At 48.6% G+C, this 19,845-nt stretch carries 16 protein-coding genes; 7 read left to right on the top strand and 9 right to left on the bottom strand.

Going from position 1 to position 19,845, the window contains the following annotated elements; translation table 11 throughout:
• Positions 1–6 precede the first annotated feature (6 nt).
• The 4 genes from KNO66_RS09955 to KNO66_RS09940 all read left to right on the top strand — a co-directional run bounded on the left by KNO66_RS09955 (position 7) and on the right by KNO66_RS09940 (position 4,594).
• Positions 7–1,485, top strand: coding sequence for a sugar ABC transporter ATP-binding protein (locus KNO66_RS09955; protein WP_214742265.1), 1,479 nt, complete (start codon positions 7–9; stop codon positions 1,483–1,485).
• Position 1,486: 1 nt separating this feature from the next.
• Positions 1,487–2,452: an ABC transporter permease subunit gene (locus tag KNO66_RS09950; RefSeq protein ID WP_214742264.1), complete on the top strand. Its 966-nt coding sequence runs from the start codon at positions 1,487–1,489 to the stop codon at positions 2,450–2,452.
• Positions 2,453–2,474: 22 nt separating this feature from the next.
• Positions 2,475–3,386 carry a ribose ABC transporter substrate-binding protein RbsB gene (gene rbsB / locus KNO66_RS09945; RefSeq protein ID WP_214742263.1) on the top strand — a complete coding sequence of 304 codons (912 nt, stop codon included), beginning with the start codon at positions 2,475–2,477 and terminating at the stop codon, positions 3,384–3,386.
• A gap of 167 nt (positions 3,387–3,553) precedes the next feature.
• Positions 3,554–4,594, top strand: coding sequence for a type I phosphomannose isomerase catalytic subunit (locus KNO66_RS09940; protein WP_214742262.1), 1,041 nt, complete (start codon positions 3,554–3,556; stop codon positions 4,592–4,594).
• Here KNO66_RS09940 and KNO66_RS09935 read toward each other — a convergent pair.
• The gene (locus tag KNO66_RS09935) at positions 4,515–5,852 is read right to left on the bottom strand and encodes a sugar phosphate nucleotidyltransferase (protein WP_214742261.1); all 1,338 of its coding nucleotides are present in this window, start codon (positions 5,850–5,852) and stop codon (positions 4,515–4,517) included. The two genes, KNO66_RS09940 and KNO66_RS09935, sit on opposite strands and share 80 nt — an antisense overlap.
• A gap of 40 nt (positions 5,853–5,892) precedes the next feature.
• Here KNO66_RS09935 and KNO66_RS09930 point away from each other — a divergent pair, with 40 nt between their 5' ends.
• Positions 5,893–6,495, top strand: a complete 603-nt coding sequence (locus KNO66_RS09930; RefSeq protein WP_214742260.1) for a response regulator — start codon at positions 5,893–5,895, stop codon at positions 6,493–6,495.
• Here the strand turns inward: KNO66_RS09930 and KNO66_RS09925 are convergent.
• The 3 genes from KNO66_RS09925 to KNO66_RS09915 are packed head-to-tail and all read right to left on the bottom strand — an operon-like array spanning position 6,449 to position 9,662.
• A complete protein-coding gene (locus KNO66_RS09925; RefSeq protein ID WP_214742259.1) occupies positions 6,449–7,342 on the bottom strand; it encodes a glycosyltransferase family 2 protein in 894 nt (297 codons plus the stop codon). The two genes, KNO66_RS09930 and KNO66_RS09925, sit on opposite strands and share 47 nt — an antisense overlap.
• Positions 7,339–8,478, bottom strand: a complete 1,140-nt coding sequence (locus tag KNO66_RS09920; RefSeq protein WP_214742258.1) for a glycosyltransferase family 4 protein — start codon at positions 8,476–8,478, stop codon at positions 7,339–7,341. The genes KNO66_RS09925 and KNO66_RS09920 overlap by 4 nt, the downstream gene beginning before the upstream one ends.
• On the bottom strand, positions 8,478–9,662 hold the full coding sequence (locus KNO66_RS09915; protein WP_214742257.1) for a lipopolysaccharide biosynthesis protein: 1,185 nt from the start codon (positions 9,660–9,662) through the stop codon (positions 8,478–8,480). The genes KNO66_RS09920 and KNO66_RS09915 overlap by 1 nt, the downstream gene beginning before the upstream one ends.
• A 46-nt stretch (positions 9,663–9,708) precedes the next feature.
• On the opposite strand from KNO66_RS09915, the gene KNO66_RS09910 reads away from it, so the two are divergent.
• Positions 9,709–10,866 (top strand): glycosyltransferase, encoded by a 1,158-nt coding sequence (locus KNO66_RS09910; RefSeq protein ID WP_214742256.1) that lies wholly within the window; start codon positions 9,709–9,711, stop codon positions 10,864–10,866.
• Positions 10,867–10,920: 54 nt separating this feature from the next.
• On the opposite strand, the gene KNO66_RS09905 is transcribed toward KNO66_RS09910, so the two are convergent.
• From KNO66_RS09905 to kynU, 5 genes are all read right to left on the bottom strand, one after another.
• Positions 10,921–11,214 carry a hypothetical protein gene (locus tag KNO66_RS09905; RefSeq protein ID WP_214742255.1) on the bottom strand — a complete coding sequence of 98 codons (294 nt, stop codon included), beginning with the start codon at positions 11,212–11,214 and terminating at the stop codon, positions 10,921–10,923.
• A 6-nt stretch (positions 11,215–11,220) separates the two neighbouring features.
• Complete coding sequence (locus KNO66_RS09900) at positions 11,221–15,636, bottom strand: glycosyltransferase family protein (protein WP_214742254.1); 4,416 nt, start codon at positions 15,634–15,636, stop codon at positions 11,221–11,223.
• 100 nt (positions 15,637–15,736) lie between these two features.
• The gene (kynB, locus tag KNO66_RS09895) at positions 15,737–16,360 is read right to left on the bottom strand and encodes an arylformamidase (protein ID WP_214742253.1); all 624 of its coding nucleotides are present in this window, start codon (positions 16,358–16,360) and stop codon (positions 15,737–15,739) included.
• Positions 16,361–16,375: 15 nt separating this feature from the next.
• A complete protein-coding gene (gene kynA / locus KNO66_RS09890) occupies positions 16,376–17,215 on the bottom strand; it encodes a tryptophan 2,3-dioxygenase (protein WP_196431377.1) in 840 nt (279 codons plus the stop codon).
• A 12-nt stretch (positions 17,216–17,227) separates the two neighbouring features.
• Positions 17,228–18,508 carry a kynureninase gene (gene kynU, locus KNO66_RS09885; protein WP_214742252.1) on the bottom strand — a complete coding sequence of 427 codons (1,281 nt, stop codon included), beginning with the start codon at positions 18,506–18,508 and terminating at the stop codon, positions 17,228–17,230.
• A gap of 159 nt (positions 18,509–18,667) precedes the next feature.
• On the opposite strand from kynU, the gene KNO66_RS09880 reads away from it, so the two are divergent.
• Entirely contained in the window at positions 18,668–19,516 is an 849-nt protein-coding gene (locus KNO66_RS09880) for a Cof-type HAD-IIB family hydrolase (protein WP_214742251.1), read from the top strand.
• The last annotated feature ends 329 nt before the right edge of the window (positions 19,517–19,845 follow it).

Genomic DNA, 19,845 nt, shown 5'->3' with positions numbered 1-19,845 from the left:
GATTCGATGCATATTCAGTTGAAAGGCATCCATAAGTCGTTCGGTCCGGTCTCCGTCTTGAAAGGGGTCGATTTTGAACTGTTACCTGGAGAGATTCATGCACTCATGGGCGAGAACGGGGCTGGGAAGTCGACATTGATGAAGGTGATGACGGGTCTTCATGCGCAGGATGAAGGAGAGATTCTCATCGATGGGAAGAAACGTCAATTCAAGCACCCAAAAGAAGCGGAGCAAGAAGGCATCGCCTTCATCCATCAGGAGCTCAATATCTTACCGGAGATGACGGTGACGGAAAACTTATTTCTAGGTCGAGAACTGACAGGACCGTTCGGGATGGTCAAGCAACAGGAGATGACTAGACGAGCTCGAGAATACTTGGCGGAACTGAACGTGTTTATGGATGTCGATGAAGTAGCGCGCAACTTATCTGTCGGTCAACAACAGATGATTGAGATTGCCAAGGCACTCATGACGGATGCGAAAGTCATCGTCATGGATGAACCGACTGCCGCCTTGACGGACCGCGAAATTCAGGCGCTCTTCGCCGTCTCACGGGCGTTGCGGGACCAAGGTGTGTCCATCATCTATATTTCACACCGGATGGAAGAGATTTTTGACTTATGCGACCGGATCACGGTCCTCCGGGACGGACAATCCATTTCGACTCGTACGATTCAAGACACCTCATTTGAGGAAACGGTACGCGATATGGTCGGTCGCGAGATCGGGGAACGCTATCCGACGCGTGCCTCTAAACTAGGGGACGTCGTACTCGAAGTAGATGATTTAATCGGTAACCGGTTCCACAACGTATCATTCAACGTTCGTGCCGGAGAAATCGTTGGATTCTCCGGATTGATGGGAGCGGGACGGACCGAGGTGATGCGTGCTTTGTTCGGGGCGGACACCCACAAAGGGGGAGTCATCAAACTGAACGGGAAACCGATTCGAATCAAGACTCCGGCCGACGCCATCAAACACGGGATCGCCTTTTTAACAGAAGACCGAAAAGGAGAGGGCTTGCTTCTCGACTTTTCCCTAAGAGAAAACTTGTCACTTCCGACACTCGATAAACGATCGAAAGGGGCCGTCATCTCGAAACAACAAGAAGCAACATTCGCCGAGACATACTTACAAAAATTGCGGGTCAAACATCATTCGATGGAGCAGAAAGTGAAGTCGCTGTCTGGTGGGAATCAACAGAAGATTGTGCTCGGTAAATGGTTAGGTGTTGAACCGGACGTTTTGATTTTGGATGAACCGACTCGAGGCGTCGACGTTGGTGCCAAGAAAGAGATTTATAACATCATGAGCGACCTCGCGGAATCGGGAGTCGCCATCATCATGGTCTCTTCTGATTTACCAGAAGTGCTCGGGATGAGTGATCGAATTGTCGTCATGCGGGAAGGTGTCGTGACCGGAACGCTAACGAAAGAAGAGGCGACACAAGAAAAAGTAATGACGTATGCGACAGGAGGGCAATGATATGGAATTGAAAGCAACAACTTCGCTGAAGCGCCCGGGTCGACTCGGATGGGGACAAAAGTTAGGACCGTTGTTTGGTCTACTCGTCATCATCGTCGTCGTGACGGCGCTCGAACCAGGCTTTTTATCATTAAATAATATCTTCAACGTACTGCGACAAGTATCGATCAATGCCTTGATCGCTTTCGGGATGACGTTTGTCATCTTGACAGGGGGCATCGATTTATCGGTCGGGTCGATTCTAGCGCTCGCTTCTGCACTAGTGGCAGGCATGATGGTGGATGGGCAACATGCGATTATGGCCGTTGCACTCGGTCTGATTGCGGGAGCCGTTCTCGGAGCGTTCAACGGCGCAGTCATCACGTACGGAAAAGTGGCACCGTTCATCGCAACATTGGCCACGATGACCATTTATCGCGGATTGACGCTCGTCTATACGGACGGAAGACCGATCACAGGTCTCGGAAATTCAGGTTGGTTTGAGATGCTCGGCCGTGGTTACTTCTGGATCATTCCGGTGCCGGCATTGACGATGCTACTCGCATTCGGTGTCCTGTATTTCATCTTGAAGAAGACGACATTCGGTCGTCACACGTACGCAATCGGTGGAAATGAAGAAGCGGCTAAATTGATGGGGATTGGCGTCAATAAAGTCAAAATCATGATTTATTCGTTATCCGGGATGCTTGCGGCACTCGCTGGTATCATTTTGACGTCACGTCTCAATTCCGCACAACCGACAGCAGGAACGTCGTATGAACTCGATGCCATCGCAGCCGTCGTTCTCGGGGGAACGAGCCTTGCGGGTGGTCGCGGCTGGATTGTCGGGACGTTGATCGGGGCGTTGATCATCGGAACATTAAATAACGGATTGAACCTTCTCGGCGTATCATCATTCTTCCAACTCGTCGTAAAAGGTGCAGTTATATTGTTTGCAGTATTGCTTGATCGTCGACAAAACGCGTAACACGCGAAAGGGGAAACGGAACATGAAAAAATGGACAGCTTGGCTACTCGCACTGACAATGGTATTGATGGCAGCATGCTCGACTGAACAACCGGGGTCAACATCAGAAACGGAAACGAAAGATGGGGATTATGAGATTGGCTTATCGATTTCGACACTGAATAACCCGTTCTTCGTCGCATTGAAAGAAGGCGCAGAAGAACAGGCGAAAGAAATGGATGCGACGTTGACTGTAGCGGATGCGCAAAATGATGCTGCGAAGCAAGTGAACGACGTGGAAGACATGATTCAAAAGGGTATGGATTTGATTCTCATTAACCCAACAGATTCAGAAGCGGTCGGTGCGGCTGTACAAGCAGCGAACGATGCCGGGATTCCCGTCATCACGGTAGACCGTAACGCTGAAACAGGTGACGTCGTCGCACACGTGGCATCAGACAATGTTGCGGGTGGCCAATTGGCAGGTGACTACATGGTCGAACTCGTAGGCGAAGGGCAAAAAGTCGTCGAGCTCGAGGGGATTCCTGGAGCTTCTGCGACACGTGATCGCGGACAAGGATTCAACGAAGCCATCGATGGAAAATTAGAAGTCGTGGCAAAACAATCGGCAAACTTCGACCGTGCAGAAGGGTTGACGGTCATGGAGAATATTTTGCAAGACAATAAAGACATCGTCGCTGTATTCGCACATAACGATGAGATGGCGCTCGGTGCTGTTCAAGCGCTCGAAGCGGCTGGTATGAGCGATGTCAAAGTCATCGGATTTGATGCGACAGACGATGCGGTCAAAGCGGTTGAGGATGGAACGATGGCTGCAACGGTTGCGCAAAAACCGACTGAGATTGGTAAGTTGGGTGTGGAAGCGGCCATCAACCACCTGAAAGGTGAAACGGTGGAAGAAAACATCCCGGTCGAACTCGAATTAATCAAATAAGGAAGATGAAACCTCACGGTGCCTCGATTTCGGGTAGGGCTCGTGAGGTTTTTCATTGTTCACATATCCCGCTTCGGAAATTGGATAGAAACTCCCTTTTAAAGGGTATATCTAGGTAAAATACAGGAAGGGGGAGTCGTTTCTTCTTTTTGAGAAACGCAGCACATATGTATAAACTCAAACCGGTGTTTAAAGAACGTATTTGGGGTGGCCGTCAGCTAGAGACGTTATTTCATCTTTCACTGCCGGAAGGGAAGATTGGAGAGTGTTGGGCGGCATCCGCACATCCAAATGGCATGACCGTATTTGAAAATGGACCGTATGAAGGGCAGACGCTAGCAGATTTATGGGATGCTCACCGATTGGAGTTATTCGGACCTTACCCATTCGCCACGTTCCCGTTACACGTCAAGTTACTCGACGCGCGTGCCTATTTATCGGTACAGGTTCATCCGAACGATGAGCAGGCGCAACGTCTAGAACAAGAAGAGTTCGGAAAAGAAGAGTGCTGGTATGTGTTAGATGCGGAACCGAATGCGGAAATTATCGTCGGTCATACGTTCCGTGCCAAACAAGAAGTGTATACATGTGTGCAACAAAAAGAATGGGCGACTCGTTTGAAGACACAACCCGTGAAAAAAGGAGATTTCATCTACATCCCTAGCGGTACAGTACATGCGCTTGGACCGGGTGTCGTCTTACTTGAAATTCAACAGACGAGCGACCGGACGTATCGACTGTACGATTTCGATCGTGTCGATGACGCGGGGAACCTTCGCGAACTTCATATCGAGAAAGCGGTTGAAGTGATGAACATCCCAGACCGTCGTACAGATGAACTCGTGCGAACAAACTTGGAAGATGGATTAACGACTGAATTGATTTCAAAACCATCGTTCACGATTATGCGACATCAAGTAGACGGTACTCCGGCTATTTTAGAGCGGGCTGAAACATTCCGATTAATCTCGGTCGTTTCGGGTGAAGGGTTCGTTCAAGATGAGGACGGCACACAGGCAATTCGAGCAGGCGAACATTTCTTCATTCCAAAAGGAAAAGGACCTCACTTGTTCACCGGAAAGATGGAAATCGTTACAAGTGAAGTCCCTGTTCCAACGACGCATCGCGTCAATACTGTTTATCAAGTGGAGATGGTACAGGACAAGCATCGTCAAGCGTCCAATCGTTTGAATACTGAACCTCGATAAACACGACATCTTCTTGTGCTTTGAGCGTGTGAGCCGCGCCGCGTTGGATTGAGATGACGTCGGTCGGCTTCGCCTCAAACGTTTCTCCATCAATCGTCACGGTCGCTGTGCCTTGAAGCATCGTCCAAATCGTATCGGTCTCTTCATGATAGTGGTAACTGAGTTCTTTCCCTGCTTGAACGAGCATGCGTCGTGTCACGCTATGGTGTCCGTCTGCTAGCGTCTCATGATGAATGACTTCCGACTGTCCCCATCGCTTCCATTTGAACTTTGGATAGTCGTCGGATGAGGCGAGATAATCTTTCAACTGTGGGGTCGCTTCTTTCGTCGAGACGAGAATCCCGTCCGCGTTGACGGCGACGACAAGGTCTTCTAACCCAATCCCGATCAAGGGAAGGTTCAATTCATTGATCACATGGGTGTTCGTCGATTCAAACAGGTCGACTTGACCGTGAGTTGTGGACGTCATTTCTTCGGTCAACGTGTTCCATGTCCCTAAGTCTTTCCAATCTCCGTTGTAGCGGTGAACGAATACGGACTCCGCATGTTCGACAACAGCATAGTCGAACGAAGTCTTTTCTAATTCGTCATAGCGGGATGTGAGGTCTGAATAGGTGGTCGGTAAGTTTCGTTCTGACAGTTCATCAAGTAACAGATGCAACTTGCAAGCAAAGATCCCACAGTTCCAGAGCGCACCTTGTTCAATCAACTGTTCTGCCACATCGACGGTCGGTTTTTCCTGGAACAGGCGAACCGAGGATACTTGAGCCGTCTCATCCGGAACGATATATCCGTATTTTGACGTCGGATGAAGAGGTGTGACCCCAATCAAATGCAAGGCATAGTCACTCGCTTGGACCGCTTGATCGACTTGAGGGAAGTATTCAAAGAAGCGGAGGTCGACATAAGCGTCGACCGGCATCACGAGCACCGTTTCATCTGGGTCGACCTGTTGTTCGTTCAAATAACTTGCGCCGAGTACGATTGCGGGGAACGTGTCGCGGCGACTTGGTTCGGTGATGATATTGGCGTCGGTTCCGATTTGATAGACAATGGCGTCACGTTGATGTGCATTTGTTAAAATAAAGGCATCATGGTTTAATTCCATATCACTTAATTGTGAGAAAACGCGTTCAATCATGGATTGTTTAGAACCGTGTCCGTCGTCGAGCAATCGAATGAACTGTTTCGAGTTGATATCGTTTGACAGTGGCCATAGACGCTTTCCAGACCCACCGGATAATAGAAGTAGTTTCATTACGTAACACCCTTTCTTAATGAAAATGGAGGTACACAACATGGCAAATTACTTACTCGTCGAACCGCATGACCATACGCGAAAAACGTTAGCTCGTCTGTTGATGAAAGAAGGAGAACTCATTTTTGAAGCGACAGAGGCGACGGAAGCGATCTCGATTCTAGAATCGAGTGATATCGACGTCGTCATCACGGAACTACGGCTTCCGCATACAGATGGGGTCGAACTATTATCGTACGTGAAGAAAAAATTCCCGCTCATCCATCAAATCGTATTGACCGACTATACGCATACCCATACGTTGATTGCGGCGGTCAATTACGGGAACGTCAAGCGCATCATGACGAAACCGATGAAAATTGATGAGTATGTGATTCGTGTCATGCGCGATGTTGGGCAACAAGCCGTCAATATGAAAACGAATCAATATCGAGTCGCGGATATGTTGACGGAGTTTCTAGACGATCTTGGAAATGCGTACTGTCTGTTTTATGAGAGTGGTGATTTGGTCAGTTCTGAAAATCTCGTTGTCCCGTTCGAGGCGGGGGAGACGAGCGAATTGAAGCGCTTCGTCATCCCAACCCAGTACGGCGACTTTATTTTGTATCAGTCACGGGATCACTCTTCCCGAACTTATGGGTAACGAGTTGCGATACCCCAATCGTTGTTAATCGAAGATACATGTAGGCGACCCCTAATGTTAACACCGGGTGTCGTCTATATTTTTTGAGGTTTGATGGATGGTAGAGCACCGGTCTAAAGAAATACCAACGCGCCAGCGCCTTTCGGAAACCTCCTTCTTCGGTCTCGAGCGTCTGTGGCATCACTTGGAAGTAATACCGCTTCTTCTCAAGCAAATTCTGAAGCGTCACTTCCTTCTCATTATGTTTCACAGAGGTGAACGTGGCGCGACGGATGATGCCACCTTGTTGAATGTAACGAATGGTCGGTTGGGTTTCTTCAAAACTAATTTGAGCGGGATTGATTCCACCTGATGCTTCGTACGCCTCCATTCGCCAAAAGCGTGCCGCCTCGATCGAACGGTCATCGATTTTTTCTTCAGGAATTTGGAATAGGTTACGCTCAAACACCTTTACTTTGGAGAAGAAATTGGTATAGGTGCTATAGGCTTCTTCCGGGATGACGAGCGCACCGACCTCTTCGTGGTGTTGAAGATAAAGCAGGCAACTCGTTAGCAAGCCGTCGGTCAATACCATATCCGAGTCGATGACGTATAAGACGTCTACATGCAGTTCGCGAAGACGCCCAATGGACTCTTTACGGGCGATACCCCGCTCTCCGTGTGGAAGTGATAAGATGATGAACCGATCATCTCCTGCAGTCAGTTCGCGCATGACGTCGACGGTTCGATCGGTCGAACCATCATCTGCGATCACGCAGACGAATTCAGTCGTTTGCCGTTGTATCGATTCAATTGTTTCCCGAATAATTTCTTCGTTACAATACGTTGACATCGCAATTCCGATCATGATGTTCTCCCTTCCTGAATCAAGATTCCGAGCTTGTCGGTCAACCATTGTTCAAATGCCGCACCGGTGCGACTCCATTGCAAGGTTTTCGCAAACGTATGGGCATCGTGTCTCACGGTTTCATAGTGATCTTGGTCGTTCAAGCAGCGTCTCATTTCGAGAGCGAGCGCCTCTGCGGTTTGTGCCATCGTCATATAACCGAGCTTTCCATGTTGGACCGCGTCTCGAAGCCCAGGGGCATCGTACACGATGGTCGGTGTTCCGACGGCAGCAGCCTCGCTGACGGTCAGTCCCCAACCTTCACGACGAGATGGGAAGAGAAGGGCCGTCGCTCGACTCATCCGCTCGAGTTTCTCTTCTTCACTCACAAAGCCAAAATAATGGATATCCGATCGCATGTCCTCTGGTGTAATCGGGTCAAGTTGTTCAGCGATATACGCCTCATTCTTCTTCCCGATGATCCACAGTTGGGCGGTCGGAAAGTCGCGCTTGATGGAAACGAACGCTTTGACGGCATCATTGATTCCTTTATAAGCGGACATGCGGCCGACATATAAGAACGTAGGATGCTCTTCTTTCTCAAACCATTCTTCTTCTGGCCACGGTGTGAAGTTGAGTCCTTCCGGCAAAATTGTGATGTGCGACTCTGGAATGCCGACTGCAATCAAGTCATCTGCCGTCGATTGACTGACGGTCAAGACGTTGTTTTGCCGATAGAGACGTAGACGACTCGTTTCTGTCCATGCCCCGACCCATGAAACGGGAGGGGGAAGATTGATGCGCCAAATCTCACGCGTCAATTGATGGATGAAGAGAACGCGTTTGTGTGCCGGCACATAGAACGGTGTGAAGTAATGGTGTGTATTCATCTGATCGAGGACGAGGTCGATTTCATCCTCATGGGCTTTGAAGTAGCGCCGTGCTTCTACGATGCTCGTAACGTCCGTACCGGAGCGGATATAACGAATACCATCAATCCATTCCTCGTCCTCACGTCCTTCGATATGAGGGGACAAATGAATGATGTTGTAACGAGGGGCCACGTAAGCGAGCATCTCATGTGTGAATACTTCAGCCCCTCCTGCTTTCGGATGTTTGATGTCTCGCCAAGATAAGCAGAGTAACGTTGGTTTCATCACGATTCCTCCTTTAAATGTCGACGTCGCTCAGAGTGGAAACGAAAACGAAGAAGTAGCGAGCCTCCAAGTAACACGACTGCTTGAGCGAATAGCCACATTTCCATCGATTGCCGGAACAAGAACAGGGCGGTGAGGAATACGAAGAGCAATGCCCAGTACCACCGTAAATAGTGAGTGTTCCGTAAAATAAATTGCAACATCGCCTCGTATTGGACGATGATGATGCCGATATACGTAAAAATCATATAGCGTACATAATATCCGGCCTCATCGTACCCTTGTCCGAAGAAGACAGGGACGACCGATGGGATGATTAAGAAATATAGCACGGTGATGATTCCGAGAGTTGCCAATAATAAACGGAACACCGTACGTTCAAATGACAAGAATGAATCCGTTTCGGCTGCTCGACTCAGACGTGGTAACAGCACTTGGAAAATCGAGAGACAGACGAACAAGACGAGCTGACTAAAGCGTAGACCGACGGAATAATCTCCAACGAGTGATGGGAAAAATCGTGTGACGAGTAGACTGTCGACCGAGAAAAAGAGTGTCATGACGATTTGGACGTGAATGAGCTGAAATAGACCATGAAATTCTTTCTCTCCGGCGGTTTCTGGGAAATGTGTTTGCCATATACTGAGTCCATACGTCAGGACCATTCCGATCACAATCCCAATGAGCGCGAGCGTGATATCGAGGTTCTCAAGAAAAATCCACGTGACGCCTACTTTGACAATCGCTTCGACGTAATAAGAGAGCGTTAAGGCATAAAATCGTTCATTCGCTTGCAACACACCACGTCGGAACGACACGAGAATATGGAAAAATACTGTAACTGCAAGTAAAAAGAGGTTAATCCTAGATAAAGGAAGAATATATGGAATAAGTATAAGAACTATACTGGACAGACCCATCGCAATGAGCAAAATCATTCGCTCGATATACCGGTAATCGGTTGCGATTTGTTGTCCTAAGTTTCGGGTGACGATCCATTGGACGGCACTCCCGATAATGAGCAATAGACCGAGAAGGGCGAGATAAGCATTCAAAAGACCATAGTCTTGACTGGTCAAACCTCGTGCTAAGAAGAAGTGATACGAGTAATTAATGATATTCAGCAACGCATCGAGAACAGGGAAGATGAGTAAAATCGAATAACGACTCATGACAGCTTTCATACCAATCACCTCTTTCAGTTCGTCAATCTTAAAGGAGGGCAATGTGATGGATAAAGGAAAAGTGGTTATCTTTACAGACCAACAACGAAACATTCCGTATGCTTCTTGTATTCCGCACTACGAACTTGTGATTTCTGCCTCAAATGAATCGTCTGACCAGACAATTTCACCAGACATTCGTGCCATGAAAGATCAAATTAAAGTATATGTGATTGATTATGCAGACTATGAAACGGGATTAAACGTGGCAGCTGCGCTTCGCACGTACAACCCTCAATCTTCGATTCTTTGGGTTGATGACGTTATTCGACATAAAGGAAATTTCCCCTTCAATCAATTGTTAGGGAATGGGATATTTAGAATATTTTATTATAGAGAAGAATATGCAGATGAATTATTAGCTGAAATTCAAAATATTATTCATCCTGAATACGCTGTAAAAAAAGGGACTGTAGCCTTTATATTACCAATTTTTAATGAAGAGAAACGGTTTTCACACATTCATGCTTTTTTGACAGCCCTTACCAAAATGATTGAACGAAACTATTTACACAGCTCTATCTATTTTGTCGATGACGCCTCATCCGATCAATCAAAGCATCTGTTACAGGAGTATCGAGACATCGTTATGAATGCGACGGATACGTTGTTCAAAATCGATTACTTGAAGATGTATGAGTTGAAGCAGAACACAAAAAAAGCGGGTCTCTTTATCGAAGGGATGACGCATATCTCTAGCGAATATTATGTGTTCGTCGATGCGGACAATTCCTTTAAAGTCGACGATATCGCCCAACTACTGAGTATCGCGGAAAATGATTATTATGATATCGTCATCGGGACGAAAGATTTGACGATTGAAGACCGAAGCTTCGTTCGAAAGTTTGTCAGTTTCGCAAAACGAACGATCACAAAACCGTTCCTACCAGAAGGCGTGTCAGATTCTCAGACGGGCCTCAAAATCATCAATCGTCGAGCGATTCCACGCTTACTTCCGTATTTGAGCGCGACGAGCGGGTTTGCCATCGATTTGGAGATGATGTATGCCGCCAAAAAAGAGCGACTTCGCGTCTATCAACAGCCGGTGACCTGTATCGAACGGGAGGGATCGCACGTCGATCTCGTAAAAGATTCCATTGCTTTTCTCAAAACGATGGCACTTCTCCTGAAGCGGCAGCGAGCTGTCAGTCGGGCAAGACGATAAAGCCGCATCACGCACAAAATCCCACGCCTTCGGACATGGGATTTTTGTTTGACCTTATTCGTGGGTGATTGATTCAGCAATTGAAGAGTCTGTCTCAGTATATTCAATCGTGATGACATCTCCGACGTGCAGTGTATCGAGGTGATTGCTTTTCCCGTCAACAACCGTCGACGAAGTAAGTGTCACTTCCTGTAGCGCATATTGTTCCTCAGGGTCTTGATTAGATGGCGCAATCCATAAGGTATTGTCTTGTCGGTCTTCAATGACACTTTTTTCATCAACATGCGAACATGCACTAAGAATCACCGTCCAACTCATCAAAACCGTCAACATTAAGATTCGAATCATTGTAAGTCATCCTCTCTTGAATCGTTGTCGGATTCGGCGAAGGAGCGGCTCTTCTTGCCGCGCGTTCCGATAAAAGAAGAACGAGACAGGTGTGGCGAGTAATAAGAGAATCATCCCTGCGAAGTAGACGAGACGCAAGACAGCATTCACCTGTACATCACGTTCAGACGACATATAAAACTGTGTCACACCGTTCAACGCGACTTCCCCACGTTGTGCTCCTTCATCGGTCGAAAGCTCGAACAATGGAGACGGAGAATCGTTTAATGTGAAGCGACCGAGTGACGATTCGTGAGAAACGGTTCGCTTCATGATGCTTCGTGTCACATCGAGTGTCTCTGCTTCTTTTGTTGAAAGAAGCGGACGATCCGTTACTTCCTCTACCGTCACTTGGTCTGTCAATAACAGATGGTCGTAGCGGACGACGTTCAAGTTTTTCATCTCCAGTCGCCCTACCTCTTCAACATTGCCGCGTGCCCAAATGTGAAGTTGCATCGAAGCGGTGCCTTCTGGTGGAATCAGAATCTGTTCGTAGTGATTCCATGTCGATTTACGATATTCTTCCACTTCGCTGATGAAGTCGGTCCCGATCACACGGCGTTCTTCGTCGAGATAGTACATTTTCACGTGCCGATTTCGAATCTGTTCACTCCGCGCGTCAAAAGCGACCAAGTATTCGCGGTCAGGAAGTGCCTCGATTTGTTCCGATGCGAAGATGTACCAGTCACAAGAACATGTCGGCTCGTATGATGCGACAAACGTGTCATCCTCGACCGTGGACTCGAACATATCGTCTGTAATCGATACACAAGTCGCGCACGTCGCGGCGGCTTCCGGTGTCGCGAGGGGTTCGGTCACGACGATTTCGTTCGGGTCGAATTTCCGTAAATCCGTTAGCTCGATTCGTGACGGCACGTTACTGTCTACGGTCAACTCGAGCGTGTATGATCCTGGCTCCATCTCAAACGTACTCGGTGTCCATCGCTTCAAGGTCGGATGCACATCTTCGAGTGACTGAAGTTGGTAGGGGAAGTCACGACGCAAGGAATCATATGTGACCGTCTGCGACCCGACAGCCGTTTTCACATCAGGCAGTCGCTCCATCGCAGTGACCTCGATTGTCTCTTCTTGAACGACTTTCTCGTTTTGCAGGAGGCGTAAGCGAATCGTTCCATCTGTCGACACAGGTGGTGTCAGGTTGATATGGAAACGGTACGCCCCACGCTCTGCGACATCGATTGTACGAGACAACGTACCGGAAGTGAGTGACACGCCTTTCCCGAAACTGAGAGACGGGTAATTGCGCTCAGACTGGATTGTCCCGGTGTAGTCGAAATCTTGTTCACCTTCGAGAACCATGAACGTGTTCGTTGGTTTTAATACGTTTTGAAGTGACTGCTGTAACGTCTTCCATTCTTCCTCTGGTAAAAAGACGATGTTTTGAATGGCGTTAAACCCGACCGTATTCTCGACCGTGATGGTCGTTTCATTCGTGTCGACATCGTGTATTCCGAGCGGCACCCATTCGAGTCGTGCGCCTGTTTGTCGTGTTGTTTCGACGATTTGTTTGTCGTCGTTGATCGTTACGTCTAGCTGTCCGCCACTCTGATTCATCAAGACGCGAGCGAATCCGATGTAGCGACCTGGCGGAGTCTCTTTCGTGATTGAAAAGGTATTCGGTACCATATGTGATTCGAAACTTTTGATTTGTACGTCGTGAATCCACCAGTACGTCTTACGCTCTGGTTTTTGATAACTCAATAAGTCAATGCGCATCGTCTCGGCAGCCCGTGGCGTCACGTATTCCCCGCGAAGGTGAATCCCGTCTAAATTTCCGGAATCTCTCGGAGCGACGACGTAGGTCTGGTCGATTTCTTCTCCGGATGCATCAAAGAAACGAACTTTGACGTGCAGGCGGTCGACCCCTCGACCTGATGCGACAATATCGAACCGATACGCGTTATTCGGGAGTGCCGGCAACAGTCCAGACTTCGCAACTTGCCAAATATAGTTTGGATCTCCTTTGGCGACCTCGGCTTGAAGGAGTGGCAAATCGTTCGTCGAGGACAATGGGTTAGGTGACAGTTCGACGATGTCCGGGTTATCGGCTTTGAAGAACGTTTCATCTTCGAGCATCGAGTTGAACGATGCGACTTGTTTCGTCGATAAGTCATCGATTTCATAAGGCGGGGCATCGATTCGGGCCGAGGCGAAGGAGAGACCAACGCCATCTCCAAAATCGAGGTCGAATGCAGGGTCTTTCACACCCTGTGTCTGTTGATACCACCGCCAATCACTGTTCGCAAATAAGGTCTTGCCCCACGTGAGGAACGGGTTGGCGGAATCGATTGCCTCAAACGGCTTCCAGTAATACGTGTCGGGTACCTGACTGAGGAGCATATCATTTTGCTCAATCATCTCGATCGCGTCACCTGGACGCACCCAGTTGAAATCGTCACTATGGCGCTGTGTCGTGAATAAAATCGATTGTTTTCCTTGTTCATATCCAGGAAGTGTCCCATAGGTGATGGAGCGATCGATGCCGTAAGGGGTCACGATGAGCTGTGGGACGGTTCGGTCGGTGAGTGGGGCAACGACATCGAACAAGGTAAACAGTCCCACTTGCTTCGTCCGGAGTAAGTCGCGTTGTGATGCGAGCATCTCCAAGTTAAATTGCTGTCGCTCTTCCATGCCTAAATATTCATCTCGATACGCAAACTGATTGACGCCGAACACTTTGATCAAGTTACTCGCCTCGTTCGATCGTCCTGTATCGAGCAGGTACTGAAGGAGCGAAAAGAGATAGCGAATGGCGGGAGTCGACCCTTCATGGTGGAATACTGTGTTTTCTAGTGAACTGTATACATGAAAATCACCAGTTGGTTTCACCGTCTCCCCGAGTGCGGGATTTTGATTCCATCTCGGCGTTGCAACCCCGGTGATCGGTTGAGTCATCTCATCTGCAATCGGGAACTGAAGCCATTTTCCTTCAATTTCTTGTTGGATGGTCGCGTACTCTTCAGGTACGTCGACTGGTTTATAGAATCCTTCCATATATACGGTACGATACGGATTAACAAAGAGGGTCAATGCGACAAAACTACTGATGAAAAGGATACCGCGATAGAGCGGACGTGGTATCGCTTTAGATTGTCTGGCATCAACAATCCCGATACCGAGAGAAAGCAGCAAGCTGTAACTGACAATCAATAGACCGACGAGCTTATTCGGGTCGCGGAACATCGGACCGATCAACGGTGTGTACGTGACGAGCGCGACGAATGCCGTCGCGACCCATTCATACGTCCCGGTCGCAAAAATGATCAAACCGATGCCGAGTAAGCCGAAGAACAGGTGAATCGGTCGTTTGTAGCTTCCGAGAAGACCGATTCCGATAAAGAAGAGCAAGATTCCCCCGGCCACCCAAAACGTCAGCGGAAGTGTATGCAAGTCGAACATCGGCCACCAATAACTGATGGTGTATAATACGTTTTCGATTGAAGAATTTCGACTGAACAGCATCAACGTCTCTGTGACGTTAATATTGTGTTGGGACGCCTGGGCTCCGAACAGAATCGAACCGACATACATGAAGAACCAGTAGCCGTTGAATAAGATGAACACGAACCCGACCGCTGTGATCAGTCGGACATAATAAAAGAAGAACGAGCGGAACGGAAGGGTTTTGCGCTCGGTCCAAAGCGTTTTGACAACAATCAGACCGAGCATGACCCCCATATAAATCGCCGAGAAGAAAAAGTAATGAATGCCAGCCGACATGAACATGAATGTGACGGATAGCCCGACCGCATCAATCCAAATTCGCGGTGAGAGTCGTTTGCTGAACGAGAAGTCAGGATCCAACTGACGTCGGAATTTCGGGTCGAACAAGTTAAAGAAGAGTAAGAGCGCGAACGGGAATAGAGAATAACCGCATAACAGATAAATATGCTGGATACGTGTGATGATCCACGGGTTCAACGCGTAAAAGAGCCCGGCAAGCGTGAACGTCATGAGTGTCATCAACTGAAAATGTTTCGTAATGTAAATCGAATGAAGTCGTTTGACGAGCGCGTACATGCTGAGTGCCGAAACGATGAGCAACGTCAAAATAAATGATTTGATGAGAAGTGGTCCGGACGCGCCGAACAGTAGACTCAGTCCATAAAGTGGTGCGATGAAGACGAGTCGAGGTACGTTCAATAACGTCGTCGTACTCCATCGTTCATTCCAGGCACCAAAAATTTCTTCGATATAACGGTCGGACGATAGACCGAATGCGATATCACTAAAGACGACCATTCCCGATGAAAACAGCGGGTACGCATAGACAAGGATGCATGACAGCATAATCGTCAAGGCGATGAGGTCGTAACGGTACGTATGCAGACCGTTTCGTAGAGTGAATAAGATGCGTTGCAAACCCGATCTGCCTCCTTTCATCACGTATGTCATCTATTTCGCCAAACTTCGGACTATCCCTGTCTAATCAAAAAAGAGACAGCCGATTCCGGCTATCTCTTTACGACATGGGGCGAAGCAGTGCACGAACAGGGCTTCCATCGCCTTCGACGATTGGGAGCGGGACGGCATTCAAGTCATAATCTCCCGGTAAGATGTCGTCTAGAACGAGTCCTTCTAGGATATGGACACCATTTCGTGCTAAGGCGTGATGAGCATCCATCTCTTTACTGTCAATCGCATCAACGGACGGTAAGTCGAGTCCGATCAAGAAGATTCCGAGTTCTCCGAGACGATCGGCAAGAGAGGGTGTCAGTTCAGGGATTGTCTCGGGAAAGACGCGCTTATCGGGCCAACCATCCGTTTTTAAGATGAGGCGTTCGACCCCGGTCAAATCGTGACCATCCAAATCAGATGCTTCAATCTTTGCCTTATGCGGTAGATGAATGACACGGGCCGGACCGATATATACGGACGGATCGAGGTCAATCACGCGCTTCCCGTGGTCGTCAAAGTGGAACGGTGCATCGATGTGGGTCCCGAGATGTAAACTCAATGTCATCTTCCCGACATTGACGGAACCACTCTCTGCCATCGGCCACGCGATTTCATATGAAAATGTTGTATCTCCCGGCCATGTCGTAACATCGGCATGAAGTGGCTGTGATACATCAATCCAAGTCATTTCGTTCAGCTCCTCTTATAGTGATGTCCGGACCGTCCAAAGCTCTGGGAAGAAGCGATGATCGAGCACGCGACGCAAGTAGTTCACGCCAGACGAGCCACCTGTCCCCATCTTCTGTCCGATGATGCGTTCCACGGTACTCATGTGGTTAAAGCGCCACATCTGTTGCTGACTCCCGATATCGAGTAGCTTTTCACCGAGCTCATATAAGTCCCAATACGTATCGACGTCTCGATAGACTTCGACCCATGCTTTCTCGACACTTTCATTCCATTCCCAATCCTGGGTGACATCACGTTCGAGCACGCTCGCATCAATCGATAGACCCCGACGATGCATTTCGCGGACCGTCACATCATAAATGCTAGGAGCCTGTAGCGAGCCTTCGAGCAATGGATACAATTTTTTATCGTGTGCGTAAACACTGAGCGTCCGTGCGTTTTTGAAGCCGAGTGCGAATTCGATCTGTCGGTTTTGGTAAGACTGAAAACCAGAGGACGAGCCGAGTTGGTCTCGGAACTCTAAATACTCGGCCGGTGTCAACGTCGCGAGGACGCCCCATGACTGGATGAGTTGCTGCTGAATCTTCGAGACGCGGGCGAGCATCTTGAACGAACGCTCGAGCTCCCCGTTCGTGATGGCCGTCGTGGCTGCTGTCAATTCATGCAAGATGAGCTTCATCCACAACTCGCTCGTCTGGTGGATGATGATGAACAGCATCTCATCGTGATGGTCGGAAAGGCGATGCTGACTCGATAAAATCGGGTCGAGCTGGAGATAGTCCCCGTACGACATGTCTTTTGAAAAGTCCGTTTGAATCGATTTTTCTACTTTATGTTCCGTGCGTTCACTCATGACAGTTCCCCCTTATGCGACCACTTCGCGGACGTTCTCGAACGCCTCGTACTCTTTGTCGTCCATGATTTTCTTCAACGTCACGATCACGTCATATACGTCGGTAAACGTGTTATACAATGCGACCGGTGCGAGACGGATGATGTTCGGTGCCCGAAAATCTGGGATGATGTGATGTTTCTTCAATGCCTTACAGATACGTGCCGCCTCCGGATGCTCGAGGCTCAAATGAGCGCCACGCTGTCGTGTGTCCGTCGGGCTACCGATGAAGAATCCGTGTGGTGCGAGCATCTCTTCGATCAAGTCCATCATATACGTCGTGAGCGCGAGTGATTTTTGGCGAATCGCTTCCATCCCGACCTCGTTGAACATCTCAAGCGCGCCAAGCTGAGGTGCAAGACTCATAACGTGTGGCGTTCCGATTTGGAATGCGCCGGCATGTTCGGCAGGTGTCATCGTATGATCCATATCGAACTGCTTATCTTTGCGCGAACCGAACCATCCGGCCAGTCCTGGTGCCGTGCCGAAGTGACGTTCATGTACGAATAAGCCACCGACCGTTCCCGGACCCCCGTTTAAATGTTTATAGTTGCACCAGTATGCGAAATCGACACCCCACTCATGGAAGTCGTGAGGGATGGCACCGACGGAGTGACAGGCATCGAAGCCAATCAAAATCCCACGCTCGTGCGCCGCTTTTGTCAGACGAGGCATGTCTAAAATCTGACCGCTCCGATAGAGGACGGTCGGCAATACGATAATGGCGATCTCATCGGTCATTGCGGCAATCAAGTCGTCTTCTACCAAGAAGCGCCCATCCGGACTGTCGACTTGAACGAGGTGCTCAGAAGGGTCGAGTCCACGCAATTCGAGCTGGCTCTTTAAAGCGTAAATGTCAGACGGGAACGTGAGGGCGTCTGCCAAAATCTTCGTGCGTTTGCCTTCCGGTTTGAAGAACGATGCGACGAGTTGATGCAAGTTCACCGTCGTTGAACCGGTGACCATCACCTCTTCCGCCTTTCCACCGATGAGCGGCGCGTTCAGAGTGGCCAATTCTTCAGACAAGTTGAACCAAGGATGGCGACCGGACATCCAACCGTCGATCCCGAGCTCTTTCCAGTCCGCAAGCGATTCAAGGAGTGTGCGCTCGGCTCGTTTCGATAAGAGACCGAGTGAATTTCCATCCATATAAATCCCGTCTTCCGGTAAATAAAATTCTTCCCGATACGATGCGAGCGGGTCTTGTTTGTCTAGTTGTTGTGCGTAAGCACGTGTGAAATCGTTCATCCCCATATTCCCCCTTTAAAGCTTATACGTTGTCAAAATCGTAGCAATCGGTCATGAGGAAGTCAACAAACAACGAGGGAGAGGGCACTAGCATACACATCAGTACTTATTTTGCTGTATTGTGAGTACTGGATTTGGGAAAAGAATCAAAGAGGAGGAATCGATATGAAATTGATTGCGATTGATTTAGACGGGACGCTGTTATCGCGCACAGGCGTGATTACAAAGGCAAACCAGGAGGCGATTCGTCGTCGGAAAGAACAGGGTGATATCGTCACGATTTGTTCAGGACGTTCGATTCATGATATCGAGGAGCTATTGAAGCGGAGTGACCTCGTCTGTCCGATTTTGTCAGGTAACGGAGCAATCGGGTTTTATGAGAACGAGCGAATTTACTATCATGCGATGGATCAAACGGTTGTAGACGAGCTATGGGAAATCGCGAAAGCAGATGATGCGTACGTCGAATTTTATACGAACGTGGGAGTAAAAGTGCTCCGTTCGGGGAGTGATTTATTAAAACAGGAACTCGATGAGGTGTTGCCGCATGATCAATCGTTCACTCGCGAGTGGGCGGAACGTGAGATTGAAATTCAAAATGAACAGTTTGGGCTGACGTACATGGACTCGATGGCAGATATCGACTTTGCACGAGATGAAGTGTACAAGGTGTTTGTCTACTCGTTCGATCGCCGAAAGCTACACCGGTTGCGTAAAATCTATGAACCACGGAACGATATTTTAATCACGACAGCAGGGTGGACGAAAATTGAAATCGGACATCCCCATGCGAGTAAAGGGGCAGCCTTGAAACAGCTAGCGGAGCATTATCAGATTCCGATGCATGATGTCGTCGCCATCGGAGATAATTTGAATGATGTGTCGATGTTCGAAGTGGCAGAAACAAGGGTTGCGATGGGGAATGCTGTGGACCCGCTAAAAGATTTGAGCACGCATATTACAAAAGATGTGGAAGAGGACGGAGTCGCTTATGCGCTGACGCACTATGTATAATTAGGATTATGGAGAAATCGTGAACGAGGATTGAATCTCACTTAAAACGGATATTGTATATATGTAACCATTCACTTTCTAAAATGAGTCGGGGAACGGGGAGGCACTTTCGTCACCTGTCGCTTATGGATGAAAGGGATGGGCAAAGTCCATATGAACGTGAATCGTGTATTCCAAACGATGATACGTCGGCCTCTGCTTGCCATCGGAGCAAGCATACCAGACAGACTGTTTGTATACGGAATTCCACATGATCCGCGTCAGAAGTGGACATCACAGGTGCCGAGTCCTCTCGTGCCCATTCAATCAAAATGTCTATGAGTCACCTA

This window comes from Exiguobacterium sp. s48 (genome assembly GCF_018617395.1).
Classification (GTDB): domain Bacteria; phylum Bacillota; class Bacilli; order Exiguobacteriales; family Exiguobacteriaceae; genus Exiguobacterium.
Note: the sequence above shows the minus strand (reverse complement) of the source record. Positions and strands in the feature narration are given on the sequence as shown.